The sequence below is a fragment of the Streptomyces sp. NPDC016640 genome, assembly GCF_043076215.1.
Lineage (GTDB): Bacteria > Actinomycetota > Actinomycetes > Streptomycetales > Streptomycetaceae > Streptomyces.
On sequence record NZ_JBIBRG010000005.1, the window covers coordinates 228,216 to 255,050 of the forward strand.

Below are 26,835 nucleotides of genomic sequence, written 5' to 3' on the forward strand. Positions count from 1 at the left end.
GCTCCGGCTCACCGGGCGGCCCGAACGGGTGAGGCGGGCGGGCAACGGCAGGGGCCCGGACGCTCCTGGCGGAGTGTCCGGGCCCCGAAGTGCCGTGCCGCGTGTTACTGGGTGCGGTTCTCACCGCGGTAGTACTCGAAGACCCAGCCCCAGAGGCCGACCAGGAGCAGCGGCGCCGAGAAGTACATCAGCCACCAGCCGATCGCGACGGACATGAAGGCCAGCGCGCCGCCCACGGCCAGGGAGAGCGGCTGCCAGCTGTGCGGGCTGAAGAACCCGACCTCGCCGGCGTCGTCGGCGACGTCCGCCTCCTTGTCGTCCTGCGCTCCCACGTCGACCCGCTTGGCCGTGAAGCCGAGGTAGAAGCCGATCATGATGCTCAGGCCGAAGGCCAGGAAGAGGGCGGTGGTGCCGGCCGGCTCCTTCGACCACACGCCGTAGACGACCGCCATGGCGAGGAGGAAGACGCTCAGCCAGATGAACATCTTGCCCTGGATCTTCACTTGCCGGCCTCCTTGCCCCCAGCGAGGGCCTTCTCGCCGTGACCGGCGTTCTCGAGTTCGTCGAGTGCGGCGATCTCCGGGTGGTGCAGGTCGAACGCCGGGGATTCACTGCGGATCCGCGGCAGGGTGAGGAAGTTGTGGCGCGGCGGCGGGCAGGAGGTGGCCCACTCCAGGGAGCGGCCGTAGCCCCACGGGTCGTCGACGCCGACCGGCTTGCCGTACTTGGCCGTCTTCCAGATGTTGTAGAAGAACGGCAGGACCGACAGGCCGAGCAGGAACGAGGCGATCGTGGAGACGGTGTTCAGGGCGGTGAAGCCGTCGGCCGCGAGGTAGTCCGCGTACCGGCGCGGCATGCCCTCGGCGCCCAGCCAGTGCTGGACGAGGAAGGTGCCGTGGAAGCCGATGAACAGCGTCCAGAAGGTGATCTTGCCGAGACGCTCGTCGAGCATCTTGCCGGTGAACTTCGGCCACCAGAAGTGGAAGCCGGCGAACATCGCGAACACCACGGTGCCGAACACCACGTAGTGGAAGTGCGCCACCACGAAGTAGCTGTCGGAGACGTGGAAGTCCAGCGGCGGCGAGGCCAGGATGACACCGGTCAGACCACCGAAGAGGAACGTCACCAGGAAGCCCATCGACCACAGCATCGGCGTCTCGAAGGACAGGGACCCCTTCCACATGGTGCCGAGCCAGTTGAAGAACTTCACACCCGTGGGGACCGCGATCAGGAAGGTCATGAACGAGAAGAACGGCAGCAGCACACCGCCCGTGACGTACATGTGGTGCGCCCACACCGTCACCGACAGACCCGCGATGGCGATCGTCGCGCCGATCAGACCCATGTAACCGAAGATCGGCTTGCGGGAGAAGACCGGGATGACCTCACTGATGATGCCGAAGAACGGCAGCGCGATGATGTACACCTCGGGATGGCCGAAGAACCAGAACAGGTGCTGCCACAGCAGCGCCCCTCCGTTGGCCGAGTCGAAGATGTGGCTGCCGAACTTGCGGTCCGCCTCCAGGGCGAACAGCGCCGCGGCCAGCACCGGGAAGGCCAGCAGGACCAGCACACCGGTCAGCAGCACGTTCCAGGTGAAGATCGGCATGCGGAACATCGTCATGCCCGGGGCGCGCATGCAGATGATCGTGGTGATGAAGTTGACCGAGCCGAGGATGGTGCCGAAGCCGGAGAACGCCAGACCCATGATCCACATGTCGGCGCCGATGCCCGGCGAGCGGACCGCGTCCGACAGCGGGGAGTAGGCGAACCAGCCGAAGTCGGCCGCGCCGTCCGGGGTGAGGAAACCACCGACCGCGATCAGCGAGCCGAACAGGTACAGCCAGTAGGCGAACATGTTCAGCCGGGGGAACGCCACATCGGGCGCGCCGATCTGCAGCGGCATGATCCAGTTCGCGAAACCGGCGAACAGCGGCGTCGCGAACATCAGCAGCATGATCGTGCCGTGCATCGTGAACGCCTGGTTGAACTGCTCGTTCGACACGATCTGCAGACCCGGCCGGGCCAGCTCGGCGCGCATGAGCAGAGCCATGACGCCACCGATGCAGAAGAACGCGAACGACGTCACCAGATACAGCGTGCCGATCGTCTTGTGGTCCGTGGTCGTCAGCCACTTGATCACGAGGTCGCCACGGCTCTGGCGCCGGGCCGGCAGTTCGTCCTCGTAGTGGGACCCTGCCGCCGCGGCATCGCGGGGTTCGTTGAGGATGCTCACAGGATGTTCGCCTCCCGGTTCCTCTCGTGCTCCGTCTGGGAGATGCCAGCGGGCACGTAACCGGTCTGCCCCTTCTTCACAAGGTCCTTCAGGTGCTGCTCGTAGCGCTCCTGGGAGACGACCTTCACGTTGAACAGCATCCGGGAGTGGTCCACGCCGCAGAGCTCGGCGCACTTGCCCAGGAAGGTGCCCTCACGGTTGGGGGTCACCTCGAAGGCGTTGGGGTGTCCCGGGATGACGTCCTGCTTCATCAGGAACGGCACCACCCAGAAGGAGTGGATGACGTCGCGCGAGGTCAGCACGAAGCGGACCCGCTTGCCCTCGGGCAGCCACAGGGTGGGGCCCGGGTTGTTCGTCTGCGGGTTCCGGGTACCGGGGACGCCGCAGTCGTAGACGCCGCCGGCATCGGCCGGGAAGGCGTCCTTGTAGCGGTTCGGGACCGACTCCAGTTCCTTGGACGTCTTGGCGTCGCCCGTGGAACCGTCGACGTTCTCGACGTAGTTGAAGCACCAGCTCCACTGGAAGCCGACCACGTTGACGGTGACGTCGGGCTTCTTCTCGAGCTTCAGCAGCTCGGACTCGTCACGCGCGGTGAAGTAGAAGAACACCGAGACGATGATGAGCGGAACCACCGTGTACAGCGCCTCGATGGGCATGTTGTACCGGGTCTGCGGAGGAACCTCCACCTTGGTGCGGCTGCGCCGGTGGAAGAAAGCACTCCACAGGATCAGGCCCCACACCAGCACGCCGACGGCGAGCGCGGCAGCCCAGGATCCCTGCCAGAGGGAGAGGATCCGCGGAGCCTCTTCCGTGGTGGGGGTGGGCATACCAAGGCGGGGGAAGTCCTCCCATGTGCAACCGGTGGCGGTCGCCAGGACCAGGCCCGCGGTCAGTGCCTGCAGCAGCTTCCGCCGCATCGGGCGCCGCGGCGAGCGGTCGGAGCCGTTGGGACTCACGTAGCGCCTTCCCGAGAGTCTCGCCCGCGCTGTACGGCTGCGGCCTTCTCGCTGGTCGGTCGCCGCCCTGCGTCGGGCAGGGGTTTGGATGTTTATGCGGACCAAACCCTAGCCGACGCCCTCCGGGGGTTCGCGGGGAGGGGTGCCATACGCGCCGCGGGTTACACCGAGCGCCTCACGACCCGGGCTTGCGGGTTTGTCCCGCGGTCCCGGCGCCCTCGCGGTCGGTCGCGCGGTTCCCCGCGTTCCGTCAGGGCGCTTAGCGTTGGGGTGTGTCCTACTTCGATGCTGCTTCCGGCGCTCCCCTCCACCCCGTGGCCCGTCAGGCGTTGACGGCCTCCCTCGACGAGGGGTGGGCGGATCCCGCCCGTCCGTACCGGGAGGGAAGGCGCGCCCGGCTGCTGCTGGACGCGGCGCGCGAGGCCGCCGCCGAGGCCGTGGGGTGCCGGCCGGACGAGTTGGTGTTCACGACGTCCGGCACCCGGGCGGTGCACTCCGGGATCGCGGGGGCGCTGGCCGGGCGGCGGCGCGTCGGACGTCACCTGATCGTGTCGGCGGTCGAACACTCTTCGGCGCTGCACGCGGCGGAAGTTCACCGGGCCGACGGGGGGTCGGTCACCGAGGTCGCGGTGGGGCGTACGGGAGCGGTGAGCCCGTACGCCTACGCCGAGGCGCTGCGGCCGGACACCGCGCTGGCCTGTCTGCAGTCGGCCAACCACGAGGTGGGGACCGTGCAGCCGGTGGCCGAGGTGGCCGGGGCGTGCCGGGCGGCGGGGGTGCCGCTGCTGGTGGACGCGGCCCAGTCGCTGGGCTGGGGCCCGGTCGGGGGCGACTGGTCGCTGCTCACGGCGAGCGCCCACAAGTGGGGCGGTCCCCCGGGGGTCGGCCTGCTCGTCGTGCGCAAGGGGGTGCGGTTCGCTCCCCAGGGGCCGCGGGACGAGCGGGAGACGGGCCGGGCGGCCGGGTTCGAGAACCTGCCGGCGATCGTGGCCGCGGCGGCGTCGCTGCGGGCGGTGCGGGCGGAGGCGGCGCAGGAGGCGGTCCGGCTGCGGGAACTGACGGAGCGGATCCGGGCGCGGGTGCCGCGGCTGGTGCCGGACGCGGAGGTGGTCGGGGATCCGGAACGGCGGCTGCCGGGGATCGTCACCTTCTCCTGTCTCTATGTCGACGGGGAGGCCCTGCTGCACGAGCTGGACCGCGCGGACTTCTCCGTCTCGTCCGGGTCGTCCTGTACGAGCAGCACGCTGACGCCCAGCCATGTGCTGAGGGCGATGGGCGTGCTCAGCGAGGGCAACGTCCGGGTCTCGCTGCCGCCGGGGACGCGTGAGGAGGACGTCGAGCGGTTCCTGGCCGTCCTGCCGGAGGTGGTGGCGGGGGTGCGGGAGAAGCTGGGCGCCGCGGTGTCCGGTGGGGACGTCCTGACGCGGGAGAGGGGCGACGTCCTGGTCGTGGACGCGCTGGGGCGGCGGTGCCCGGTCCCGGTGATCGAGCTCGCCAAGGTGATCGGGGACGTGCCGGTGGGCGGCACGGTGCGGGTCCTCGCGGACGACGAGGCGGCCCGGCTGGACATCCCGGCGTGGTGCGAGATGCGCGGCCAGGAGTACGTGGGCGAGGAGCCGGCGGACCGGGGGACGGCCTACCTGGTCCGCCGGGTGGACTGACGCCCGGGGGGCGCGGGGCCGCGACCGGGTGCGGCCCCGCACCCGGCACTCAGCTCAGATGCCCCCGGAGCTCTTCCGCGGCCTCGTCGCCGTACGCCTTCGTGAAGCGCTCCACGAAGTGGCCGCGCCGCAGCTGGTACTCCTGTGTGCCGACGGTCTCGATGACCAGCGTCGCGAGCATGCAGCCGATCTGTGCCGCGCGCTCCAGGGAGACGCCCCAGGCCAGACCCGACAGGAAACCGGCGCGGAAGGCGTCGCCGACGCCGGTCGGGTCGGCCTTGCGCTCCTCGTCGGGGCAGCCGACCTCGATGGGGTCCTCGCCGGTCCGCTCGATGCGTACGCCGCGGGCGCCGAGAGTGGTGACGCGGTGGCCGACCCGGGCGAGGATCTCGGCGTCGGTCCAGCCCGTCTTGGTCTCGATGAGCCCCTTCTCGTACTCGTTGGAGAAGAGGTAGGTCGCGCCGTCCAGCAGGATCCGGATCTCGTCGCCGTCCATGCGGGCGATCTGCTGGGAGAAGTCGGCGGCGAACGGGATGCCGCGCGAGCGGCACTCCTCGGTGTGCCGGAGCATGCCCTCCGGGTCGTCGGCGCCGATGAGGACCAGGTCGAGGCCGCCCACGCGGTCGGCGACGGTCTTCAGCTCGATCAGCCGGGCCTCGCTCATCGCGCCCGTGTAGAAGGAGCCGATCTGGTTGTGGTCGGCGTCCGTGGTGCACACGAAGCGGGCGGTGTGCAGGGTGTCGGAGATGCGGACGGAGTCGGTGTCGACGCCGTGCCGGTCGAGCCAGGCCCGGTAGTCGTCGAAGTCGAAGCCGGCGGCCCCGACGAGGACCGGCCGGGTACCGAGCTGGCCCATCCCGAAGGCGATGTTCGCGCCCACGCCGCCCCGGCGCACGTCGAGGTTGTCGACCAGGAAGGACAGCGAGACCGTGTGCAGCTGGTCCGCGACGAACTGGTCGGCGAAGCGGCCGGGGAAGGTCATGAGATGGTCGGTGGCGATGGAGCCGGTGACTGCGATGCGCACGGCGTGGATTCTCCTGAGGGAGGCGGGTTGACACCTCACGCTACCGGGTGCGGACCACCCGCAGAAGCGGCCGAAACTACCCGATAGTAGATCTTTCTCCGCGACCTTCCGCGCGCATACGGTGCAGACATGACGAACCGCGAGCCGCAGTTGCATGTTCCGGCCGATCCCGAGGGCGATCTTGCGTCGCTGCGCGGCGACGGTGCCCGGATGGCCCCCCACTGGACGGTTCCGGACCGGGGCGCCGCCCGGCCGGTCTCCCCCTCCCTGATCCACGGCGTGAGCGTGCCGGCGGCGTCGGCCCGGATGCTGGACGCCATGTCGGAGTACGGCGACTGAGCAGCCGGGGGAACCGTGCGCTCCCCCGGCGCGTCCCATCGCTGTCCCCCGTAAAGGGGATGCGGGATACGACCCGCCAGCGGCCCCGGTGCGATCGGGCAGGGTCCATGGGGACAGTTGGGCAGCCGAAGGAGCGATGCGGTGAACACCGAGCGACCCGACAACGACGACGCGGAGGCGCGCGACACCTCCGGCGGCGCGCGCGGCACCGGGAGCGCTTCGGGCGACGACGGGCCGACGGGTGCGCCGGAGCGACGGGAGCGGACGCCCGCCGCCGCCGGACCCGGGACGGCCGGCGCGGCCGGCGCGGGGAGGACCGGCGTCGGGGAACACCTCGTGGACGGGCGGCGCTCCCCCGAGGGGCACCCCGACGGGCCGGCGGGGCGGCGCCGTTCGCCCGCCCTCATCGCCTCCGTCGTCGCCGCCGTGCTGGTCGCCGGGGGTGGCGGGGCGTATCTCGCCGCCGGTGCCTCCGGTGACCCGGGGGGCGGTACGGCGCCGGGGGCGAACGGTGACGCCACTCCCCCGCCGCTCGTGCTGGACGGTCCCTCCGAGGACGCCGCGAACGGCATCGCCCCCGGCGAGCCCGATCCGTACGGCGCCACGTACCGCGCCGGCGGCTCGCTCCCCGGCGGTCCCGGCTCGGCGCCGGTGTACCGCGTGCGGGGGCGGATCGCCGAGGGCCGGGTGGTCGCGCTGGCGAAGGCCCTGGGACTCGACGGGAAGCCCGTGCTGGAGGGCGGGGCCTGGCGGATCGGCGGCCAGGACGGTTCCGGTCCCTCGCTGCGGGTGGACCGGGAGGCTCCCGGCGCGTGGACGTTCCACCGGCACTCCCCCGGCACCGACAACTGCAAGGGCGACGTGTGCGAGGCGCCCCCGGTGAACGTCCCTCCGGTGGGCGAGGAGGCCGCGAGGAAGGCCGCCGCGCCCGTCTTCAAGGCGGTGGGCCAGGGCGACGCGAAGGACGACGCCGGCCAGGTCCACGGCATCAACCGGGTGGTGAACGCCGATCCCTCGGTCGACGGGCTGCCGACCCGCGGCTGGACGACGTCGGTGACGGTCGGCTCCGACGGCACGGTGGTCGGCGGCGGCGGCCTGCTCGGGGAGCCGGTGGAGGGGGACGTCTACCCGGTGGTGAGCGCCCGGAAGGCGCTGGACCTGATGAACGCGGCGCCGGGCGCCGGCGGCCGCGCGGGCATCGGCGGCTGCACCGGTCCGGTACCGCTCGACGACGGACGGCAGGAGGCCTGCGAGACGCCGGGCGTCCCGCCGGACCAGGAGCGGGACCGGGACACGATCACGGTCGAGAAGGCGGTGTTCGGGCTGGCCGCGCACTCCGTGGACGGCCGGCCGGCCCTGGTGCCGTCCTGGCTGTTCGAGGTGGTACCGGCGAACGGGCGCGGCACGCTCACGGTGACGCATCCGGCGGTGGACCCGGCGTATCTCGCCTCCGGGACGCCGTCCGGTCAGGCCAGTCCCACGCCCTCCGAACCCGGTGACGGGCCGGCCGCGGCGCCCTCCGCCCGTGAGGTCGGGGTCGAGGGCTACACCGCCGAGGGCGACGAGCTGACCGTGACCTTCACGGGCGGGGTGTGCGCCGACTACGAGGCGACGGCGAGCGAGAGCGGCGACCGGGTGACGGTGCGGGTGACCGGGACGCCCTGGCCGGACAAGGTGTGCATCCTGATCGCCAAGCAGTACCGGCAGACGGTGCGGCTGGACGCGCCGCTCGGCGACCGCGACGTCGTGGACCGGCGGGGCGAGCCGGTCCCGCTGCACAAGGACGGCGCCCGGCTGCCCTCACCGCCCACGCGGTAGTCCCGCCGGAGGAAGCCCGAAGGCGGCGGCCCCGTCGGAGGGGGCCGCCGCCTTCGGGCCGTGTGCCGGGAAGGGATCCCGGCTCAGCTGAACGAGTCGCCGCAGGCGCAGGAGCCGGTGGCGTTCGGGTTGTCGATCGTGAAGCCCTGCTTCTCGATGGTGTCGACGAAGTCGATGGTGGCGCCGCCCAGGTACGGGGCGCTCATCCGGTCGGTGACGACCTTCACACCGCCGAAGTCCTTCTCCACGTCACCGTCGAGCGAGCGCTCGTCGAAGAAGAGCTGGTAGCGCAGGCCGGAGCAGCCGCCGGGCTGGACGGCGACACGCAGCGCGAGGTCGTCGCGGCCTTCCTGGTCGAGCAGTGCCTTGACCTTGGCCGCGGCGGCTTCGGTCACGATGATGCCGTCGGTGACGGTGCTGGTCTCGTCCGATACGGACATCTACATCTCTCCCGGGTTGTACGGAGACTGCTTGCCGACGGTTGCAACCGGCGGGACCGCGGATTCATTCCGGGCCGGGCGCTCGTCCTCGGCTCCCTCTTCCTTCATGCTCGCACACGCGGTGCGGCGCGGAAACCGTCGCTTGAACGGCCCGGCGGGAATGGATCTCCCCCGCCGGGATTCACGTCACATGGACGCTATGGCCATCGTCAAAGTGACATGAACCGGTTATGATAAATAGCGTCATTTAGACGAGAAGTCGCCAGAACAGAAAGGGTGCGTGCCGTGACCACCGCCCAGCCCCAGGAGCTCGACGTCCAGCCGACGCCCCTCGCCCTGCTCCTCCTCGGCCGTGAGGCCGACCCGAGGAGCGAGCGCGGTGTGGAGTGTCCCGGCGACCTTCCCTCGCCGTCCGACCCGGACCTGGTGGAGCGCGCCCGCGCGGCCAAGGAGAGGCTCGGGGACAAGGTCTTCGTCCTCGGCCACCACTACCAGCGTGACGAGGTCATCCAGTTCGCCGACGTCACGGGCGACTCCTTCAAGCTGGCCCGGGACGCGGCCGCGCGCCCGCAGGCCGAGTACATCGTGTTCTGCGGTGTGCACTTCATGGCGGAGTCCGCGGACATCCTCACCGGCGACGACCAGAAGGTGGTCCTGCCCGATCTGGCGGCCGGCTGCTCCATGGCCGACATGGCCACCGCCGAGCAGGTCGCCGAGTGCTGGGACGTACTGACCGAGGCCGGGGTGGCCGAGCAGGTCGTCCCCGTCTCGTACATGAACTCCTCCGCCGACATCAAGGCCTTCACGGGCAGGCACGGCGGCACCATCTGCACCTCCTCCAACGCCAGGCGGGCCCTCGACTGGGCCTTCGAGCAGGGCGAGAAGGTCCTGTTCCTCCCCGACCAGCACCTGGGCCGCAACACGGCGGTGCGGGACATGGGGATGTCCCTGGAGGACTGCGTCGTCTACAACCCGCACAGGCCGAACGGCGGGCTGACGGCGGACGAGCTGCGGGCCGCGAAGATGATCCTGTGGCGCGGCCACTGCTCGGTGCACGGCCGCTTCGGCCTCGACTCGGTGAACGACGTGCGCGAGCGCATCCCGGGCGTGAACGTCCTGGTCCACCCCGAGTGCCGGCACGAGGTCGTGGCCGCCGCGGACCACGTCGGGTCGACCGAGTACATCATCAAGACGCTGGAGGCCGCCCCGGCCGGATCCAAGTGGGCCATCGGCACCGAGCTGAACCTGGTGCGCCGGCTGGCGAACCGGTTCGCGTCCGAGGGCAAGGAGGTCGTCTTCCTCGACAGGACGGTCTGCTTCTGCTCCACCATGAACCGCATCGACCTCCCCCACCTGGTGTGGACCCTCGAGTCCCTCGCCGAGGGCAACCTGGTCAACCGCATCGAGGTGGACAAGGAGACGGAGGCGTTCGCGAAGCTGGCGCTGGAGCGGATGCTGGCGCTGCCGTAGCCGGGCCGTTCCCCGCCGGTGCCGGGAGGGCGGCCCGCCGACGCGCCCTCCCCGGCCGGACACGCCGGCGTGGACGGTGGCGAGGGCCGGCCACGCGTCCACCGAGCCGTCGACGACCTGCCGCGGGACGTCTTCGCCGACTCCCCCGAGGCCTGGGCACGCACACGAAAAGGGGCGCCCGTCCACGGGGCGCCCCTTCCGGCGTACGGAGGGAGGTCAGACCTGGGTCGGCCTCGGCTCCCGCGAAGGCTCCGGCTGCGCGGACCCGCCCCTCTTCGCCGCGCGCTTCTCCGCGCGCCGCTCCTTGCGGAGCTCCAGCATCGTGTAGAGCGTCGGGACCAGCAGCAGCGTGAGCAGGGTCGACGTGATCAGACCGCCGATCACCACCACGGCCAGCGGCTGGGCGATGAAGCCGCCCTCGCCGGTGACGCCGAGCGCCATCGGGAGCAGGGCGAAGACGGTCGCCAGGGCCGTCATCAGGATCGGCCGCAGCCGGTGGCGGCCGCCCTCCAGTACGGCCTCGACGACGCCGTGGCCCTGCGCGCGGTACTGGTTGATCAGGTCGATCAGCACGATGGCGTTGGTGACCACGATGCCGATCAGCATCAGCATGCCGATCATCGCCGGCACGCCCATCGGGGTTCCCGTGACCAGCAGCAGACCGATCGCGCCGGTCGCCGCGAACGGGATGGAGACCAGCAGGATCAGCGGCTGGGCGAGCGAGCGGAAGGTGCCCACCAGGAGCATGAAGACGATCGCGATCGCCGCGAGCATCGCCAGGCCCAGGTTGGCGAACGCCTCGTCCTGGTCCTCGGAGACACCGCCGATCTCGGCGGTGGCGCCCGCCGGGAGCGTCAGCGCGTCGATCTTCGCCTGCAGGTCCGTGCTCACCGCGCCCGTGTTGTCACCGGTCGGCTTGGCGGTGACGGTGGCCGCGCGCTGGCCGTCGATCCGGGTCATGGAGACCGGGCCGTCGACCAGTTCGACGGTGGCGACGTCACCCAGCTTCACCGGACCCAGGCGCAGTTTCTTCAGCTGGTCCACCGTGGTGGCCGGCTTCGCCGAGCGGATGACGACGTCGCGCTCGGTGTCGTCGATGACCGCCGTGGCGGCGGGGGTGCCCCGCACCGCCTGGGTGACGGCCGCGCCGAGGGTCTGGTCGTCGAAACCGGCCGCGGCGGCCCTGTCGTCGGCCCTGACCGAGATGCGGGGCACGCTCTGCGCCAGGTCGCTGGTGACGTCCGTGACGTCGTCCAGGGAGGCCACCGCGTCGCGGACCTGGTCCGCCGCCTTGCGCAGCGCCTGCGCGTCGGCCGCCTTGACGACCACGCTCAGGTCCTGGCTGCCGAAGCCGTCACCGGCCGCGATCGTGGTGGTGCCGATGCCGTCGAGTTCGCCGAGGCCCTTCTCGAGGCTGTCCCGCACGTCCTCGGAGGACGCGTCGTCCTCCAGCATCACCTGGTGCGTCGCCTGGTTGGTGTCCGTACCGCCGCCGAAGGCCGCCATGAAGCCGGACGAGCCGATCGTCACCTGGTGGTCCTTGACACCCTCGGTGTCCCCGAGCAGCTTCTCGACCTTCTCCGCCTGGGCGTCGGTGGCGCTCAGGCTGGTGCCGGGCTTCAGCTCCTGCCGGACGGTGAGGACCTGCTGCTCGCCCTGGTCGAAGAAGTTGGTCTTCAGCAGCGGCGCCATGGCGAACGTGCCGATCAGCACCACGACCGCGAGGGCCACGCTGGTCAGCCTGCGCCGGGTGGCGAAGCGCAGCACGGGGACGTAGAGGCGCTGCAGACGGCTCTTCGCCTCCTTCTCCTCCGCGAGCCGGCGGGCCTCCTCGGCGTCCTCGGGGGTGCCCTTCGGGGCGCGCAGGAACCAGTACGACAGCACCGGGACGACCGTCAGCGACACCAGCAGGGACGCCAGCAGCGCCGCCGTGACGGTGAGGCTGAAGGAGCCGAACAGCTCGCCCACCATGCCGCCGACCAGGCCGATCGGCAGGAAGACGGCGACCGTGGTGAGCGTCGAGGACGTGACCGCGCCCGCCACCTCGCGCACCGCGTTCATGATCGCCGACTGGCGCTCCTCGCCGTAGCCGAGGTGGCGCTTGATGTTCTCCAGGACCACGATGGAGTCGTCCACGACGCGGCCGACGGCGATGGTCAGGGCGCCCAGGGTCAGCATGTTCAGCGACAGGTCGCGGGTCCACAGCACGATCAGGGCGAGGACCACGGACAGCGGGATGGACACCGCGGTGACCAGGGTGGAGCGGACCGACGCCAGGAAGACCAGGATCACCAGGACCGCGAAGAGCAGACCGAGCGCGCCCTCGGTGGTCAGGCCGTCGATGGCCTGGGAGACCGCCGGGCCCTGGTCGCTGACGACGGTGAGGGTGGCGCCGGAGCCGAGGTCCTCGCGCAGGCCGGGGAGCTTCTCCTCGACGGCCTCGGAGATCTCCACCGCGCTGCCGTCGTGGTCCATGGTCGCCATCACGGCGAGGCTGGGCTTGCCGTTGGTCCGGGTCAGGGAGTCGGCCCGGGCCTCCTCCTGCCGCACCGTGGCGACGTCACCGAGGCGGACCGGCCGGCCCCCGCCGGGCTCGCCGGCGACCATCAGGTCCTCGATCTGCCGCAGCGAGGTGAGGCCACGGCCCACCTGGACGGTGCGGTTGGCGCCGCCCTCGTCGAAGGAGCCGGCCGGCACGGTCGCGCCGCCCGCCTGCAGGGCCTGGGACAGCGACTGGGCGGTGAGGCCCGCCCTGGCCAGCTTCGCGGTGTCGGGGACGACGGTGACCTGGAGGTCGCGTACGCCGTCCACGGTGACCTGGCCGACGCCGTCGATCTCCTCCAGCGCGGGCACCACGGTCCGGTCGAGCCGGTCGGCGAGCGCCTGCTGGTCCTCGCCGGAGGTGACGGCGAGGACCACGGTCGGGATGTCGTCCGTGGACCCGGCGACGACCTGCGGGTCCACGTCGTCCGGGAGGCGGGCGCCGGCCCGGTTGACGGCCTGCTGGACGTCGGCGACGAGCTGCTGGCTGTCGTTGCCGTAGTCGAAGGACGCCATGATCACGGCGTTGCCCTCGCCGGCCGTGGAGGTCACCCCGGTGAGGCCGTCGACGGCCTCCAGGCTGTCCTCGAGGGGCTCGACGACCTGCTTCTCGACCACCTCCGGGGACGCGCCCTGGTACGGCGCGATCACGGAGACCATGGGGAGTTCGATGGTGGGCAGCAGCTGCTGCTTGAGCTGGGGTATCGCGATCGCCCCGAAGACGAGCGCGATGATCGACATCAGTCCGATCAGCGCCCGTTGCGCGAGGCTGAATCTGGACAGCCAGGACATGGTCAGGGTCTCTCTTCCGTGGAGCGGCGGGAGTACGGCGCGGCAGAAGTCCGGCAGCGGGCGCGCGAGTGGGCGCCCGCTCTACACCCTGGTCCATCGATGAGGGCCGATCCGTAGACCCGAGGTCCGAATCCTCACGCGGCGCGTACTCCGGCCGCAGTACGGCCGGGGAAGCTCACTCCACCCTCGGACGGACCAGCCCTGTCTCGTAGGCGATGACCACCAGTTGTGCCCGGTCGCGGGCGCCCAGTTTGGCCATGGCCCGGTTGACGTGGGTCTTCACGGTCAGCGGACTGACCTGGAGGCGTTCGGCGATCTCGTCGTTGGAGTGTCCGCCGGCCACCTGGACCAGCACCTCCCGCTCGCGCACGGTCAGCGAGTCGAGCCGTTCGGCCCGGGCGGGGTCCCGGTCGGCGTCGTCGGCCGCGCCCTCGTGGGCGAGGAAGCGGGCGATCAGGCCCTTGGTGGCCACCGGGGAGAGCAGCGCCTCCCCCTCGGCGGCGATCCGGATGGCGTTCAGCATCTCCTCGGGTTCGGAGCCCTTGCCGAGGAACCCGGAGGCGCCGGCCCGCAGCGACCGCACCACGTAGTCGTCGACCTCGAAGGTCGTCAGTATGACCACCCGCACCCCGGCGAGTCCGGGGTCCGCGCTGATCATGCGGGTGGCGGCGAGTCCGTCGGTGCCGGGCATCCGGATGTCCATGAGGACGACGTCGGCGCGCTGCTCCCGGGCCAGCCGGACCGCCTCCGCGCCGTCGGACGCCTCGCCCACCACCTCCATGTCCGGCTCGGAGTCGACGAGCACGCGGAAGGCGCTGCGCAGCAGTGCCTGGTCGTCGGCGAGCAGGACACGGATCGTCATACGGGCTCCAGCGGGACGGGGGTCACGGGCGGCCGTCCCGGGCGCGGGACGTGCGGGGCTCGACGGGCAGGATCGCATGGACGCGGAATCCGCCGCCGTAGCGGGGGCCGGTGGTGAGGGTGCCGCGCAGGGCGGTGACGCGCTCGCGCATGCCGAGCAGTCCGTGCCCGCCGCCGGAGGTGTCGTCCTGGCCCTCGCCGCTGCCGTCGTCGAGCACGGTGATCTCGATGTGGGGTCCCACGCGGACGACGCTGACCTCGGCGCGCGCATCGGGGCCCGCGTGCTTGCGGACGTTGGTCAGGGCCTCCTGGATGACCCGGTAGGCGGCCAGGTCGACGGCGGCGGGCAGGTCGGTGCCCTGGTCGGTGCGGGCGACCTCGACGCGCAGTCCGGCGCTGCGGAAGGTGCCCGCGAGTTCGTCGAGGCGGTCCAGGCCGGGCGCGGGTTCGGTGGGGGCCTCGGGGTCGTCGGACTGGCGCAGCAGCCCGACGGTGGCCCGCAGTTCGCCGAGCGCGGAGCGGCTGGCCTCGCGCACGTGGGCGAGGGCCTCCTTGGCCTGGTCGGGCCGCTTGTCCATGACATGGGCGGCGACCCCGGCCTGCACGTTGACCAGGGCAATGTGGTGGGCCACCACGTCGTGCAGGTCGCGGGCGATGCGCAGGCGTTCCTCGGCGACGCGGCGGCGGGCCTCCTCCTCGCGGGTGCGTTCGGCCCGTTCGGCGCGTTCGCGGATGGCCTGGACGAAGGCGCGGCGGCTGCGGACGGCGTCCCCGGCGGTGGCGCCTATCCCGGTCCAGGCGAAGATCGCCAGGTTCTCCTGGGCGTACCAGGGCAGGGGCCCGGCGGCCATGGCGCTGCCGGTGAGGACGGTCGTGGTGAGCAGGCCGATCCGCCAGGTGGTGGGGCGGTCGGTGGTGGAGGCGACGGTGTAGAGCGCGATCACCGCGCACATGGCGACGGGGGCGCGGGGGTCACCGGTGACGGACTCCGCCACGGAGAGCCCGCCCGCCAGGGCGAGCACCGCCCGGGGGGCGCGGCGCCGCAGGACGAGGGCGGCGGCGCCGAGGGTCATGAGGACCAGGCTGAGCGGGTCGGGGGTGCGCATCCCCCAGTCGACGCCGTCGGGGCCGTGCGGTTCGACGAAGGACCCGGCCACCATGCACGCCAGGACGGCCGCCGCGAGGGCCGCGTCCGCGGCGAAGGGATGTGCCCGTAGCCGGCACCGGGCGCGCGTCAGGGTGCTCACGGCTGTTTACGGTAACCGGGGTCCTCGTCCGGGGCTCCGTCCCCGGCCCCCTCCGGCCCCGCGGGGGCCTCGTCACGGAACGCCGGACGGGCCGGCCGGCACCGATCAGGTGCCGGGGATCAGACCGTCGTCGCTCAGGAGGTCCTGGACCTCCCGGAGCGTGGCGTCCGGGGACGGCAGGATCAGGTCGGAGGGCTCCAGGGAGTCGTCCGGCAGGGGCTCGCCGAGTTCGCGGACCTTGGCCAGCAGCGCCTGGAGGGTCGCGCGAAAGCCCGGCCCGTCGCCGTTCTCCATCTCGGCGAGCAGTTCCTCGTCCAGCTCGTTCAGATCGGTGAGCCGGCTCTCGGCCAGCGTCACCTGCCCCTCCCCCATGATCCGTACGATCATGTCGCCCTCCTAGGCGTGGGCCCCTGCCGCCGTCGGCGGCTACTGCTTGTCGAAGCGGGGGGTGTCCTGCGGCTGCTGCTGGGACTGCTGCCGGTCGGCGCCGCCCTCGATGGCCTGCTGGCCGCCGGACGGGCCGCCGGCCAGCTCGGCCTTCATGCGCTGCAGTTCCAGCTCTACATCCGTACCACCGGAGAGCCGGTCCAGCTCGGCCTGGATGTCGTCCTTGTGCATGCCGGACCGGTCGTCGAGGGCGCCGGAGGCCAGCAGTTCGTCGATGGCGCCGGCCCGGGCCTGGAGCTGGGCCGTCTTGTCCTCGGCCCGCTGGATCGCCAGGCCGACGTCGCCCATCTCCTCGGAGATGCCGGAGAAGGCCTCGCCGATCCGGGTCTGCGCCTGGGCGGCGGTGTAGGTGGCCTTGATGGTCTCCTTCTTGGTGCGGAAGGCGTCCACCTTGGCCTGCAGGCGCTGGGCCGCGAGGGTGAGCTTCTCCTCCTCGCCCTGGAGCGTGGCGTGCTGCGTCTCCAGGTCCGTCACCTGCTGCTGGAGCGCGGCACGGCGGGAGAGGGCCTCGCGGGCCAGGTCCTCGCGGCCCAGCGCGAGTGCCTTGCGGCCCTGGTCCTCCAGCTTGCCCGACTGGGACTGGAGCTGGTTGAGCTGGAGTTCCAGACGCTTGCGCGAGGTGGCCACGTCGGCGACGCCCCGGCGGACCTTCTGGAGCAGTTCCAGCTGTTTCTGGTACGAGTAGTCGAGGGTCTCGCGCGGGTCCTCGGCCCGGTCAAGGGCCTTGTTCGCCTTCGCGCGGAAGATCATCCCCATACGCTTCATGACACCGCTCATGGGCTTCGCGCGCCCCCTTCTGACGGACTCCGGCTTCAGCACCTGCGACAGAACCCACAGTACGGGCCCCGCATCCATTACCGCACTGTCCGGGGACGGATGCGCTCATCCCCAAGGACGACTGAGTACCCTCCCGATCCGGCGTAGGGAGTAGGTGTTCCCCGGGGTCGGCCGGCCGGACCACCCGGAGACCCGCGCACGCACGACGTCCTCTCTGTCCCAGGGGAGACGCCCGGTGTTGCCGGATCGTTCCCCATGGGGCTGGGGTCCAACCCCGGGCACCCCGTACCCTTGGGTTTTGTGTTCCGTAGCCGCGCCAAGGAAGAGAAGGCACCGGTCGCCGACAAGGCGACGGTGACCGGCTCCCAGTCGATCCGCCACCCCGAGGCCCCCAAGGGCCGCCCCACGCCCAAGCGCAGCCAGGCCCAGAGCCAGCGTCGCAGCGTGGCCAATACGACGATGTCGCGCAAGGAGGCGTCCAAGCGGCAACGTGAGGAGCGCCGTGCCGCGCTGGAGCGCCAGCGCCAGGCGCTGGCCAGCGGCGACGAGCGCTATCTGCCCGCCCGCGACAAGGGGCCGGTGCGCCGGTTCGCGCGCGACTTCGTGGACTCGCGGTTCAACATCGCGGAGTACTTCCTGCCGATGGCCGTGGTCATCCTGGTGCTGAGCATGATCCAGGTGCCCCAGCTGCAGAACGCCGCGCTGCTGCTGTGGCTGGTGGTGATCGTGATGATCGTGCTCGACTCGATCGTGACCGGGGTCCGGCTGAAGAAGCGGCTGGCCGAGCGGTTCCCCGACGACAACCGGCGCGGCGCGGTGGCGTACGCGCTGATGCGCTCGCTCCAGATGCGCCGGCTGCGGCTGCCCAAGCCCCAGGTCAAGCGCGGAGAGCGGCCCTGAGCGTCACACCGTTCGCCGACGGCGCGGCACGGGGCCGGCCGAGCGGGCCCGGCGGTCTGCGGGACGTGGTCCGGCAGGAGCTGGTGGCCCGTCAGCTGGAGGAGCAGATGGCCGGGCGCTTCGCGGTGGGGCGGCGGCTGCGGGTGCTCGACGTGGGTATGGGCCGGGGGGCGCAGGCGCTGTGGCTGGCCCGGTACGGTCACCACGTCACCGGCGTCGAGAAGGACCCGGCGATGATCGCCGCCGCGCGGGAGGTCCTCGCCGGGGAACCGGAGGGCATCCGGGAGCGGATGCGCATCGTCGTGGGCGACGGCCGGGACACCGGGGTGCACTTCCTGCCGGGCAGCTTCGACGTGGTGCTGTGCCACGGCGTGCTCATGCGGATGGAGGAACCGGACGCGCTGCTGGCCGGGCTGGCCCGGGTACTGGCGCCCGGCGGCCTGCTGTCCCTGCTGGTGCGCAACGGCGACGCGCCCGCGATGCGGTCCGGCCTGTCCGGCGACTGGGCCGGGGCGCTGGCGTGCTTCGGGACGGCGTCCTACGGGCTGAAGCGGCTGACGGCGACCCTCGCGGGGATCGGGGCACCGCTGCACACCTGGTACGGCGTGGGGGTCTTCACGGACACCGCCGCGGACGACGCGGCGCTCCCGGACGACATGGACACCCTGCTCGCGGTCGAGGACCGGGCCGGCCGCACGGACCCCTACCGGAGCGTGGCGGCCCTGCTGCACCTGTGCGGTGTGCGGGGCTGACGCCCGCCGTCGCGGTGAGGTGGGCGAGGGCCCGGGCGGCCCCCGCCCGGGGACTCACTCCCCCTCGGCGTGGAGACTCATCGGGCCGTAGATCTCCGTGGTGTCCTCCAGCAGGCGTACCTGGTCGGCGCCGCCCTCCGCGAGGGCCTTCCAGTTCTCCCCGATCCAGGACTCGGCGTCCCCCTGGGTGGAGAACTCCTCCGGCGGCACCGCGGGCTCGACCTGCGTCCCGTCTGCCTTCTCGAACCGCCACGTCCATGCCGCCATGTACGCCTCCCATGAATGCGAACTCACTGCACAGGTGAAGCCGGATCTCGGCCCGGCTCCTGCCCGAGAGCCTAGTCGGACGGGCAGCGGCCGTGGGGGCGGGCGAAAATCAGGGCGTGGAACTGACTCTGCTCGGCACCGGTGCCCCGGCGGGACTGCCCCGCCCCGACTGTCCCTGCGCCGCGTGCGCGTCCGCGCTCGGCGCGGACGCGCGGGCGGCCGCCTCGCTGCTCGTGGACGGGGCGCTGCTGTTCGATCTCACACCGGGCGCGGCGTTCGCCGCCGCTCGCGCGGGGCGTTCGCTGGGCGGCGTGCGCCAGGTGCTGCTGTCGCACCCGCACCACGGCCCCGCGGTCGAGCTGCCGGCCGGGCTGCCGGGGCCCGGGAGGGTGCCGGACGGGCGGGAGCTGGCGCTGCTGACGGGGCATCGGGTGCGGGCGGTGGCGCTGGACGCGCCCGGCACCGGGTACGCGGTGACCGGTCCGGACGGGCAGCGGCTGCTGTACCTGCCGCCGGGCGGGGCGCCGGCCGGGCTGGAGGAGCCGGCCGAGCCGTACGCCATGGTGCTGCTGGACGTCGTGGGGCGTCCGGACGCGCTGGCGAGGCTGCGGGAGGTGGGCGCGGTGGGACCGACCACGGATGTGGTCGCCGTCCATCTGGACCATGACGTGCCGCCGGGCGCGGAGCTGCGGCGCCGGCTCGCGGCGGCGGGGGCGCGCGCCGTGCCGGACGGGGTGACGCTGGAGGTGGGCGCCTACGAGGACGTGCCCGACGTGCCGCGGCGGACGCTGGTGCTGGGCGGGGCGCGCTCGGGCAAGTCGGTGGAGGCCGAGCGTCGGCTGGAGTCGTTCCCCGAGGTGCTGTACGTGGCGACCGGCGGGACGCGGGGCGGGGACACCGAGTGGGCCGCGCGGGTGTCGGCGCACCGGGAGCGGCGTCCGGGGGCGTGGCGCACCCTGGAGACCTGCGACCTGGTGCCGCTGCTGACGGACGACGGGCCGCCGCTGCTGGTGGACTGCCTGTCGCTGTGGCTGACGGACGCGATGGACGCCGTGGGGGCGTGGGACGACGCGGAGTGGGCGGACGGCGGGGAGCGGGCCCTGCGGGAGCGGGTGCGGGAGCTGGCCGCGGCGGTGCGCGGGGCCCGGCGGACGGTGGTCGCCGTCTCCAACGAGGTGGGCTCGGGCATCGTGCCCGCCACCGCGTCCGGCCGCCGGTACCGGGACGAACTCGGGCGGCTGAACGCGGCGTTCGCGCGGGAGTGCGAGCAGGTGCTGCTGGTGGTGGCGGGCCAGGCGGTGGTCCTGCGGGGGTGAGACGCCGGGCGGTCAGTCCTCCGGTTTGCGCGCGATGATCCGGTAGGCGTTGGCGAACGGGGTGTGGCGCACCAGGGGTGCGAGGGCGAGGTCCGTCACCGCCGCCGCGACCACCAGCGGGGTGCCCGCGCCGAGCAGGGCCGTGCGCAGGTGCCGCTGGAAGGGGGTCGGCGGGACGGCCCGCCAGGGGGTGTCCGGGGCGGGCAGGGCGTGCGAGAGGGCGAGGGCGGCCAGGCCGGCCAGGTCGTGCGGCACGTGTGCGGCGCGGTGCCCGGCGCCGACGACGGCGCAGCCGCGCCCTTCGAGCTCCGCGCGCAGGTTGCGCGGCGGCAGCAGGTGCAGCCGGCGGGGCTGGTCGTAGGGCAGCCACCAGCGGCCGAACAGCGCGGCGTACGCGCACCGCGGGTCCAGGGTCTCGACGAGCAGATGACCGCCGGGGCGCAGGGCGTCGAGGGCGGCGTGCAGTTCCGCGCGGGGGTCCGTGGTGTGCTCCAGGTGGTGCAGCAGGCTGACCACGTCGTAGCGGCCGGCCAGCCGGGCCATGACCCGCGGGTCCGTCAGTGGCCCGACGTGGGCCTCCTCCACGCGGCCGAGGGCGCGGGCTCTCTCGACGCGCGCGGTGAGGTCGGTGCCGTCGAAGGAGGTGTACGGGAAGAACTCCCGTGCGGTGTCCGGGAAGCGGGCGAGTCCGGTGCCGACGTCCAGCCAGCTCTCCGGCTCGCCGAAGCGGAGCATCGCGCGGGCGGCGGAGCGCCGGCGGTGCCGGGCGGAGTGCAGGGCGAGGACGCGTTCGGTGGCGGGGTCCCGGGGGGCGCCGCGCACGGTCCGCCGGTGGAAGGCGAGGCCCTCGGGGGTGAGGCGCGGGTTCTGGAAGGTGTGGCCGCAGTCCCGGCAGGTGTCGACGGTGAACAGGCCCGGCCGGTGCCGGCGCAGATCGCCGGTTCTCAGCCGGTTGCGCAGCCGTGCGGAGCCGCACCAGGGGCAGTCCTCGCGGCGCGGTTCGTGCACCCGGACGGAACCGTGGGGGACGGGGTGCGCGGTGTCGGGGGTGGGCGCGGACATGGGCGGCTCCCGGCGTGAGGGCGTACGGCACGGAGGTGGAGGGGCGGGCGGGACGGACGTGCGGCGGGGACGGGGCGGAGACGGACGGAGCGGACGGAGCGGATACGTGGATGTCCGGCATTACCCTGCAAAACGTTACGTTTGGCAGGGCGTTACGGAGTGCATCGGCGCCGGGGTGGCGTGGTGCGGGTGGGGCCGTGCACGCGGCGCCGACCGGCACGCCGTCGGGTTCGAGCGGGGCCGGTACTGTTCGGCGAATGAGCTCGCTTAATCTCGACGACTTCACCGATCTGATCGAGCGTCCGGACGGCGGGGTGCGCCGTGACGCGGAGGCGCGCCGGGAGCGCCTGATCGTGCCGCCCGGGTCACTGGGCCGGCTCGACGAGCTGGGTGAGTGGCTGGCGGCGGCGCAGTCCGCGGTGCCGGTGCGGCCGGTCGAACGCCCGCGGGTCGTGCTGTTCGCCGGTGATCACGGGATTGCCGGGCTGGGTGTCTCCGCGCGGGCCGCGGGCAGCGCCGCCGGCCTGGTGCGGGAGGTGCTGGAGGGCGGCCGTCCGGTGTCCGTGCTGGCCCGGCGGCTCGGGGTGCCGGTGCGGGTGGTCGACATGTCCCTGGACTGCGACCCGCAGTCGCTGCCCGAGGACGTCGTACGGCACCGGGTGCGGCGGGGCAGCGGGCGCATCGACACCGAGGACGCGCTGACCCCGGAGGAGGCCGAGGAGGCGTTCCGGGCCGGGATGGCCGTGGCCGACGAGGAGGCCGACTCCGGTACGGATCTGGTGGTGCTCGGCGATGTGAGCGTGGGCGGCACCACCGCGGCGGGGGTGCTGGTGGCCGCGCTGTGCGGCACGGACGCGTCGGTGGTGACCGGGCGCGGCGGGCTGGCGATCGACGACCTGGCGTGGATGCGCAAGTGCGCGGCGATCCGTGACGCGCTGCGCCGGGCCCGGCCCGTGCTGGGCGATCAGCTGCAACTCCTCGCGACGGTCGGCGGGGCCGACCTCACCGCGATGACGGGCTTCCTGCTGCAGGCCGCGGTGCGCAAGCTGCCGGTCGTGCTGGACGGGGTGGTGACGGCGGCGTGCGCGCTGGTGGGCCAGCGGGTCGCGTTCCGGGCGCCGGACTGGTGGCTGGCCGCGCACGCCAGTGGCGAGCCGGGCCAGGCGAAGGCCCTGGACCGGATGGCCCTGGAGCCCCTGCTCTCCCACGGTGTCACGGTCGGCGAGGCCACGGGTGGGCTGCTGGCCCTGCCGCTGGTCCAGGCGGCTGCGGCGCTGGCGGCGGAGCTTCCGGAGCGGCCCGAGGGCTCTTCGAAGCCGGAGGAGCCGGAGGAGCCGGCGGAGGCAGAGGGCCCGGCGGAGACAAAGGGCCCGGCGAAGGCAGAGGGCCCGGCGAAGCCGGAGTGACGGAGCCGGGCGCCCGCCCTGTTTCCCGCCCCCGCCGCCCCTCCCCGTCCCGTCCCCGGGGACTCCGCCCCCGGACCCCCGTTCACGCGGTTCCCCGCGGCCCTGACGGGGTTCAGGGATGTGGTGGGGGTGGGTCCGGTTTGCCGCCGAGCCAGTCCTGGACGGCCCGGCGCGGGCCGGACCAGCGGCGGTCGTGGCGGTGGGCGCGCAGGGCGGCCCGGGCCCGCGCACGCGGCCGGCGCCGGTAGAAGCGCCTGGCCCACGGGGAGCCGGGGCGGGCCAGCCGCAGGGCCCCGATCAGGGCCACGACGGGAACGATCACGCCGAAGGCGGCGATCCGCGTCTTTCCCTTGCTCAGGGCGATGAGCGAGAAGAGGAAGTTCACGGCGACGTTCGCGGCCGCGCCCGCGCGGTTCTGCAGTTCACCCTCGGACAGGTCGTTGACCCCGAACGGCGCGAACCCGGCCAGCAGCAGCCCGACCAGGGCGGCCGTGAGCACGACCATCTCCACGCTCTTGCGGCCGGCCTCGGTCCAGTAGACGTCGTCGAGGTGCAGGATCAGGGCGAACTCGTCCAGGACGAGGCCCGCGCCGATGCCGAAGACGACCGCGCCGAGCGCGGCCCCCGGGCCGCGCCCACCGCCCGCCACCGTGCCGAAGCCGCCGGTCACGGTGAGGATGACGCCGGGCACGACGTGGTGGATGTGCACATCGCCGGCCGTGACGTTGCCGAACGGACCCCGGCCGGCCCGGATCAGACGGGTGACGACCCGGGTGATCACGAAGGTGAGGACGAAGGCGGCGAGGGCGAGGAGCAGCGGAAGCTTGCCCGGCTCGATGATGTTCCGGTCCAGCCAATGTCCCATATGGGCACTTTATCCACAGCTGCCGTGGGCGCCTCGGCGGCCGCCGAGTACGCTGCGCCGATGCCCGCGCACTTCGCCATCCCTCCGGCCGACGGCCTCCGCTTCGCCTTCGGCACCCTCACCGTGCTGCCGGTCCGGGTCACCCGCTGGGACCGCCCGGCCGCGCGCGCGGGCATGTTGTGCGCCCCGCTGGCCGGACTGGCGGTCGGCGCCGTGTCCGCCGCCGTGGGCCTGCTGCTGCTGTTCCTCGGCGCGGGTGCGCTGCTCGCCGCCGTCGCCGCGGTCGCCGTACCGGCCGCGCTGACCCGGGGGCTGCACCTCGACGGGCTCGCCGACACCGCGGACGGGCTCGGCAGCGCCAAGCCGGCCGAGGACGCGCTGCGGATCATGAAGCAGTCGGACATCGGGCCGTTCGGGGTGCTCACGCTCGTCCTCGTCCTGCTGGCCCAGGTGGCCGCGCTGGCGCGGGCGTACGACGGCTCCTGGGCGCGCGGCGCGCTCGCCGTCGTCGTCTCGGCGGTCGCGGCGCGGCTGGTCCTCACCCTGGCCGCGCGCACCGGTGTGCCGCCCGCCCGTCCGGAGGGGCTGGGCGCGGCGGTCGCGGGGGTGGTGCCGGGGGCGGGCGCGGCGGTCGCCGCGCTCGTGGTGACCGGGGCCGCGGCGGCCGGGGGCGCGTTCCTCGGGGCGTACGGCGCCGTCCGCGCCGTTCTCGCGGTGGTGCTGGCCGTCGCGGCCGCCGAACTGCTGCTGCGGCGCTGCGTCCGCCGGTTCGGCGGGGTCACCGGCGACGTGTTCGGCGGACTCGCGGAGACGGCGGCGACGACCGCGCTCGTCGTCATGTCACTGGGCTGACACGATCCCCTCGAGGTCGGGCACGGCCGTGACCGGCGTGCGGCTCAGCACGCCCGCCGCCATGCGTCGAGTTCGTACTTCTTGAGCAGCGAACTCAGCTCCAGGCGCCGGGATTCGGCGCAGAAGCGGTCGGTGGACAGCTCGTACTCGGCGTGGAAGACGGCCTTGCCGGCCTCCACGAACGGCGTCAGCCGTGCGCATTCGCCGTACTGGGCGCACTGCTCGTTGACCGCGAAGTCGAAGTCGTCGACCAGCTGCGGGATCTGGTCGAGGTCGTTCTTCAGGCCGACGGCCAGGCCCCGTTCGTGGGCGAGCCGGGCGACAAGGCGGTTGTAGCGGAGCTGGTCGCCGGCGGTGAGCGGGAAGCCGGTGCGGTTGCGGTAGCCGTCCATGTTGTCCGGCTCCACCGCGTCGAACCCCTTGTCGCGGCACATGTCGATGCGCTCGGCCATGATCGGCTCCAGGACGTCGGTGCGGCGGATGTCGAGCCAGCGCTCGCCCTCCCAGCCGTTCCCCCGGCCGATCACCGACTTCGGGAAGTCGCCGGCGTCCGGGCGGAAGTCCTCCCAGGCACCGGTGGACAGGTAGCAGATGACCTTGCGGCCGTCGCGGTGCAGCCGCTCGACGGTGTCCCGGGAGTGGTCGAAGCCGTCGATGTCGTAGACCGGGACGTCCACGGAGGTGTCGAGGCGCCCGCTGAGCTGCCACTGCCAGGCGGTGCCGGGCCGGGGCCGCCAGCGGTCGCCGGGAGTCTTCGCGTCGGGCCCGGGCGCGGTGGCGCAGGCGGTCAGCAGCAGGGCGAGCAGCGTGACAAGCAGGGGCGGTCGTCTCACCGGGCGGTCTCCAGATCGGGCGGGCCGTGGTCGGCGCACAGGAACCTCAAGGATGATCGTCGCCGTACGACGGCCCGTCGGCGGGTACCCGGGGACGGCCACCGTGCCACGGGCGGGTGAACACCCGCGTGCGGGGGCCGGCGCACCGACGCGCGTAGGCTCGTCCCGAGTGTTCGCCGCACCGGGGGAGGCCCCGACGGGACCGCACCCGCACATCGCGACTAGGGTCGGCTGCCGGGCCCGGTCGACCCACACCCATCGGCCACAGCAACTTCACATCGGAAGCGAGATTTCACCACCGTGACTGCTCTCACTCTCAGCACCGCCGCGGTCCCCGGCCTGCGGGCCGACGCGATCGTGATCGGTGTCGCCAAGGGGTCCGCGTCGAAGTCCGGGACCCCGGTCGTCGCACCGGGCGCCGAGGCCGTGGACCAGGCGTACGACGGCGGCCTGGCCGGCGTCCTGGAGACGCTCGGCGCGTCGGGTGCCGAGGGCGAGGTGACGAAGCTCCCCGCGCCGGCCGGCTTCAAGGCGCCGCTCGTGCTGGCGGTGGGCCTCGGTGCCCAGCCCGAGAAGGGCGCCGGCTACGGCACCGAAGCCCTGCGCAGGGCGGCCGGCGTGGCCGCCCGCGCGCTCACCGGTTCGAAGAAGGCCGGGTTCGCCCTGCCGCTGACGGACGCCGCCGACGCCGGCGCGGTCGCCGAGGGCGTGGTGCTCGGCGCGTACTCCTTCGACGCCTACAAGGACCACGGCAAGAAGGGCGGCAAGAACGGCAAGGCGCCGCTCGCCGAGGCCCTGCTGCTCGGCGGCAAGGCCCGCGACAAGGCGTTCAAGGCCGCCGTCGAGCGCGCCACCGCCGTCGCCGAGGAGCTCAACCGCGCCCGCGACCTGGTCAACACCCCGCCGAACGACCTCAACCCCGAGGCGTTCGCCGCCGTCGCGCAGGTGGCGGCCAAGGAGCACGGCATCAAGGTGCAGGTGCTCGACGAGAAGGCCCTGGCCAAGGGCGGCTACGGCGGCATCCTCGGCGTCGGCGCCGGCTCGGCGTCGGGCCCGCGCCTGGTGAAGCTGTCGTACACCTCGTCCAAGGCGAAGAAGCACCTCGCCCTGGTCGGCAAGGGCATCACCTACGACTCGGGCGGCATCTCGCTGAAGCCGGCCGGCCACAACGAGACGATGAAGTGCGACATGAGCGGTGCCGCCGCCGTGTTCGCCGCGGTCGTCGCCGCCGCCCGCCTCGGCCTGGAGGTCAACGTCACCGGCTGGCTGGCGCTGGCCGAGAACATGCCGTCCGGCTCGGCGACCCGCCCCGGTGACGTGCTGCGCATGTACAGCGGCAAGACGGTGGAGGTGCTCAACACCGACGCCGAGGGCCGGCTGGTCCTCGCGGACGCGCTGTGGGCCGCCTCGCAGGAGAAGCCGGACGCGATCGTGGACGTCGCGACCCTGACCGGCGCGATGGTGCTGGCACTGGGCAGCCGCACCTTCGGCGTCATGGCCAACGACGACGCGTTCCGCTCCGCGGTGCACGAGGCCGCCGAGGAGGCGGGCGAGCCGTCGTGGCCGATGCCGCTGCCGGAGCACCTGCGCAAGGGCATGGACTCGGCCACCGCCGACATCGCCAACATGGGCGAGCGGATGGGCGGCGGGCTGGTCGCCGGCCTGTTCCTGCGCGAGTTCGTCGGCGAGGGCATCACCTGGGCCCACCTCGACATCGCCGGCCCGGCGTTCAACGAGGGCGGCCCCTTCGGCTACACGCCCAAGGGCGGCACGGGTTCGGCGGTGCGGACCCTGGTCCGGCTCGCGGAGCGGGCCGCCGCCGGCGACCTGGTCTGATCGTCTCCCGGGTGGCGGGACCCCGCGCGGGGTCCCGCCACCCGCCGGTCCGGTCCGTCACGCGGCGCCCGCGGACCGGGGTGCGGTCGGCCGCGCGGTCCCCGGCGCCCCGGCGGGCCGCCCCGCCGCCCCCGGCA

24 protein-coding genes are annotated in these 26,835 nt (G+C 73.0%); 10 read left to right on the forward strand and 14 right to left on the reverse strand.

What is annotated here, in order from left to right:
* Window positions 1–104: 104 nt before the first annotated feature.
* Genes ACF07S_RS13115 through coxB form a run of 3 tightly spaced genes read right to left on the reverse strand, consistent with a single transcriptional unit; the run spans window position 105 to window position 3,192 of the window.
* On the reverse strand, window positions 105–503 hold the full coding sequence (locus tag ACF07S_RS13115) for a cytochrome c oxidase subunit 4 (RefSeq protein ID WP_391965205.1): 399 nt from the start codon (window positions 501–503) through the stop codon (window positions 105–107).
* Entirely contained in the window at window positions 500–2,236 is a 1,737-nt protein-coding gene (gene ctaD, locus ACF07S_RS13120; RefSeq protein WP_391965206.1) for a cytochrome c oxidase subunit I, read from the reverse strand. Before ctaD ends, ACF07S_RS13115 begins: the two co-directional genes overlap by 4 nt.
* Window positions 2,233–3,192, reverse strand: a complete 960-nt coding sequence (coxB, locus tag ACF07S_RS13125) for a cytochrome c oxidase subunit II (RefSeq protein WP_391965207.1) — start codon at window positions 3,190–3,192, stop codon at window positions 2,233–2,235. Before coxB ends, ctaD begins: the two co-directional genes overlap by 4 nt.
* A gap of 272 nt (window positions 3,193–3,464) precedes the next feature.
* On the opposite strand from coxB, the gene ACF07S_RS13130 reads away from it, so the two are divergent.
* The gene (locus ACF07S_RS13130; RefSeq protein WP_391965208.1) at window positions 3,465–4,853 is read left to right on the forward strand and encodes a cysteine desulfurase/sulfurtransferase TusA family protein; all 1,389 of its coding nucleotides are present in this window, start codon (window positions 3,465–3,467) and stop codon (window positions 4,851–4,853) included.
* A 49-nt stretch (window positions 4,854–4,902) separates the two neighbouring features.
* Here the strand turns inward: ACF07S_RS13130 and ACF07S_RS13135 are convergent, their stop codons facing one another.
* Complete coding sequence (locus ACF07S_RS13135) at window positions 4,903–5,877, reverse strand: carbohydrate kinase family protein (RefSeq protein ID WP_391965209.1); 975 nt, start codon at window positions 5,875–5,877, stop codon at window positions 4,903–4,905.
* A gap of 129 nt (window positions 5,878–6,006) precedes the next feature.
* On the opposite strand from ACF07S_RS13135, the gene ACF07S_RS13140 reads away from it, so the two are divergent.
* Together ACF07S_RS13140 and ACF07S_RS13145 are read left to right on the forward strand one after the other, a co-directional pair.
* Entirely contained in the window at window positions 6,007–6,216 is a 210-nt protein-coding gene (locus ACF07S_RS13140) for a hypothetical protein (RefSeq protein WP_391965210.1), read from the forward strand.
* A gap of 141 nt (window positions 6,217–6,357) precedes the next feature.
* Window positions 6,358–8,034 (forward strand): hypothetical protein, encoded by a 1,677-nt coding sequence (locus ACF07S_RS13145; RefSeq protein WP_391974188.1) that lies wholly within the window; start codon window positions 6,358–6,360, stop codon window positions 8,032–8,034.
* 83 nt (window positions 8,035–8,117) lie between these two features.
* Here ACF07S_RS13145 and ACF07S_RS13150 read toward each other — a convergent pair whose 3' ends face one another.
* Window positions 8,118–8,474, reverse strand: a complete 357-nt coding sequence (locus ACF07S_RS13150; RefSeq protein WP_184763313.1) for an iron-sulfur cluster assembly accessory protein — start codon at window positions 8,472–8,474, stop codon at window positions 8,118–8,120.
* 285 nt (window positions 8,475–8,759) lie between these two features.
* On the opposite strand from ACF07S_RS13150, the gene nadA reads away from it, so the two are divergent.
* Complete coding sequence (gene nadA / locus ACF07S_RS13155) at window positions 8,760–9,944, forward strand: quinolinate synthase NadA (RefSeq protein WP_391965212.1); 1,185 nt, start codon at window positions 8,760–8,762, stop codon at window positions 9,942–9,944.
* A 216-nt stretch (window positions 9,945–10,160) separates the two neighbouring features.
* Here the strand turns inward: nadA and ACF07S_RS13160 are convergent, their stop codons facing one another.
* From ACF07S_RS13160 to ACF07S_RS13180, 5 genes are all read right to left on the reverse strand, one after another.
* The gene (locus tag ACF07S_RS13160) at window positions 10,161–13,277 is read right to left on the reverse strand and encodes an efflux RND transporter permease subunit (RefSeq protein WP_391974189.1); all 3,117 of its coding nucleotides are present in this window, start codon (window positions 13,275–13,277) and stop codon (window positions 10,161–10,163) included.
* A 175-nt stretch (window positions 13,278–13,452) separates the two neighbouring features.
* The gene (locus ACF07S_RS13165; RefSeq protein ID WP_391965214.1) at window positions 13,453–14,139 is read right to left on the reverse strand and encodes a response regulator; all 687 of its coding nucleotides are present in this window, start codon (window positions 14,137–14,139) and stop codon (window positions 13,453–13,455) included.
* Between the two features lie 22 nt (window positions 14,140–14,161).
* Window positions 14,162–15,385: a sensor histidine kinase gene (locus ACF07S_RS13170; protein ID WP_391974190.1), complete on the reverse strand. Its 1,224-nt coding sequence runs from the start codon at window positions 15,383–15,385 to the stop codon at window positions 14,162–14,164.
* A gap of 105 nt (window positions 15,386–15,490) precedes the next feature.
* On the reverse strand, window positions 15,491–15,772 hold the full coding sequence (locus ACF07S_RS13175; RefSeq protein ID WP_391974191.1) for a hypothetical protein: 282 nt from the start codon (window positions 15,770–15,772) through the stop codon (window positions 15,491–15,493).
* 39 nt (window positions 15,773–15,811) lie between these two features.
* Window positions 15,812–16,597 (reverse strand): PspA/IM30 family protein, encoded by a 786-nt coding sequence (locus tag ACF07S_RS13180; protein WP_391965217.1) that lies wholly within the window; start codon window positions 16,595–16,597, stop codon window positions 15,812–15,814.
* 267 nt (window positions 16,598–16,864) lie between these two features.
* Between ACF07S_RS13180 and ACF07S_RS13185 the strand changes: the two genes are divergently transcribed.
* The gene (locus tag ACF07S_RS13185; RefSeq protein WP_391965218.1) at window positions 16,865–17,509 is read left to right on the forward strand and encodes a DUF3043 domain-containing protein; all 645 of its coding nucleotides are present in this window, start codon (window positions 16,865–16,867) and stop codon (window positions 17,507–17,509) included.
* 83 nt (window positions 17,510–17,592) lie between these two features.
* Entirely contained in the window at window positions 17,593–18,261 is a 669-nt protein-coding gene (locus tag ACF07S_RS13190) for a class I SAM-dependent methyltransferase (protein ID WP_391965219.1), read from the forward strand.
* Window positions 18,262–18,315: 54 nt separating this feature from the next.
* Here the strand turns inward: ACF07S_RS13190 and ACF07S_RS13195 are convergent, their stop codons facing one another.
* Complete coding sequence (locus ACF07S_RS13195; RefSeq protein ID WP_391965220.1) at window positions 18,316–18,528, reverse strand: hypothetical protein; 213 nt, start codon at window positions 18,526–18,528, stop codon at window positions 18,316–18,318.
* 116 nt (window positions 18,529–18,644) lie between these two features.
* Between ACF07S_RS13195 and ACF07S_RS13200 the strand changes: the two genes are divergently transcribed.
* Window positions 18,645–19,844, forward strand: a complete 1,200-nt coding sequence (locus tag ACF07S_RS13200; RefSeq protein ID WP_391965221.1) for a bifunctional adenosylcobinamide kinase/adenosylcobinamide-phosphate guanylyltransferase — start codon at window positions 18,645–18,647, stop codon at window positions 19,842–19,844.
* A 12-nt stretch (window positions 19,845–19,856) separates the two neighbouring features.
* Here the strand turns inward: ACF07S_RS13200 and ACF07S_RS13205 are convergent, their stop codons facing one another.
* Window positions 19,857–20,906: a class I SAM-dependent methyltransferase gene (locus ACF07S_RS13205; protein WP_391965222.1), complete on the reverse strand. Its 1,050-nt coding sequence runs from the start codon at window positions 20,904–20,906 to the stop codon at window positions 19,857–19,859.
* 257 nt (window positions 20,907–21,163) lie between these two features.
* Between ACF07S_RS13205 and cobT the strand changes: the two genes are divergently transcribed.
* The gene (gene cobT / locus ACF07S_RS13210; RefSeq protein ID WP_391965223.1) at window positions 21,164–22,312 is read left to right on the forward strand and encodes a nicotinate-nucleotide--dimethylbenzimidazole phosphoribosyltransferase; all 1,149 of its coding nucleotides are present in this window, start codon (window positions 21,164–21,166) and stop codon (window positions 22,310–22,312) included.
* 112 nt (window positions 22,313–22,424) lie between these two features.
* Here the strand turns inward: cobT and ACF07S_RS13215 are convergent, their stop codons facing one another.
* A complete protein-coding gene (locus ACF07S_RS13215; protein WP_391965224.1) occupies window positions 22,425–23,177 on the reverse strand; it encodes a hypothetical protein in 753 nt (250 codons plus the stop codon).
* Window positions 23,178–23,237: 60 nt separating this feature from the next.
* Between ACF07S_RS13215 and ACF07S_RS13220 the strand changes: the two genes are divergently transcribed.
* The gene (locus ACF07S_RS13220) at window positions 23,238–24,029 is read left to right on the forward strand and encodes an adenosylcobinamide-GDP ribazoletransferase (protein ID WP_391965225.1); all 792 of its coding nucleotides are present in this window, start codon (window positions 23,238–23,240) and stop codon (window positions 24,027–24,029) included.
* A gap of 44 nt (window positions 24,030–24,073) precedes the next feature.
* Here ACF07S_RS13220 and ACF07S_RS13225 read toward each other — a convergent pair whose 3' ends face one another.
* Window positions 24,074–24,862: an endo alpha-1,4 polygalactosaminidase gene (locus ACF07S_RS13225; RefSeq protein ID WP_391965226.1), complete on the reverse strand. Its 789-nt coding sequence runs from the start codon at window positions 24,860–24,862 to the stop codon at window positions 24,074–24,076.
* A 300-nt stretch (window positions 24,863–25,162) separates the two neighbouring features.
* Here ACF07S_RS13225 and ACF07S_RS13230 point away from each other — a divergent pair, with 300 nt between their 5' ends.
* Window positions 25,163–26,698 carry a leucyl aminopeptidase gene (locus ACF07S_RS13230; protein WP_391965227.1) on the forward strand — a complete coding sequence of 512 codons (1,536 nt, stop codon included), beginning with the start codon at window positions 25,163–25,165 and terminating at the stop codon, window positions 26,696–26,698.
* The last annotated feature ends 137 nt before the right edge of the window (window positions 26,699–26,835 follow it).

Coding starts and splice junctions, on each gene's coding strand:
- ACF07S_RS13140 (WP_391965210.1), top strand. CDS start 6,007: ATGACGAACCGCGAGCCGCAGTTGCATGTTCCGGCCGATCCCGAGGGC.
- ACF07S_RS13150 (WP_184763313.1), bottom strand. CDS start 8,474: ATGTCCGTATCGGACGAGACCAGCACCGTCACCGACGGCATCATCGTG.
- ACF07S_RS13160 (WP_391974189.1), bottom strand. CDS start 13,277: ATGTCCTGGCTGTCCAGATTCAGCCTCGCGCAACGGGCGCTGATCGGA.
- ACF07S_RS13165 (WP_391965214.1), bottom strand. CDS start 14,139: ATGACGATCCGTGTCCTGCTCGCCGACGACCAGGCACTGCTGCGCAGC.
- ACF07S_RS13175 (WP_391974191.1), bottom strand. CDS start 15,772: ATGATCGTACGGATCATGGGGGAGGGGCAGGTGACGCTGGCCGAGAGC.
- ACF07S_RS13180 (WP_391965217.1), bottom strand. CDS start 16,597: ATGAAGCGTATGGGGATGATCTTCCGCGCGAAGGCGAACAAGGCCCTT.
- ACF07S_RS13185 (WP_391965218.1), top strand. CDS start 16,865: ATGGGGCTGGGGTCCAACCCCGGGCACCCCGTACCCTTGGGTTTTGTG.
- ACF07S_RS13195 (WP_391965220.1), bottom strand. CDS start 18,528: ATGGCGGCATGGACGTGGCGGTTCGAGAAGGCAGACGGGACGCAGGTC.
- ACF07S_RS13205 (WP_391965222.1), bottom strand. CDS start 20,906: ATGTCCGCGCCCACCCCCGACACCGCGCACCCCGTCCCCCACGGTTCC.
- cobT (WP_391965223.1), top strand. CDS start 21,164: ATGAGCTCGCTTAATCTCGACGACTTCACCGATCTGATCGAGCGTCCG.
- ACF07S_RS13215 (WP_391965224.1), bottom strand. CDS start 23,177: ATGGGACATTGGCTGGACCGGAACATCATCGAGCCGGGCAAGCTTCCG.
- ACF07S_RS13220 (WP_391965225.1), top strand. CDS start 23,238: ATGCCCGCGCACTTCGCCATCCCTCCGGCCGACGGCCTCCGCTTCGCC.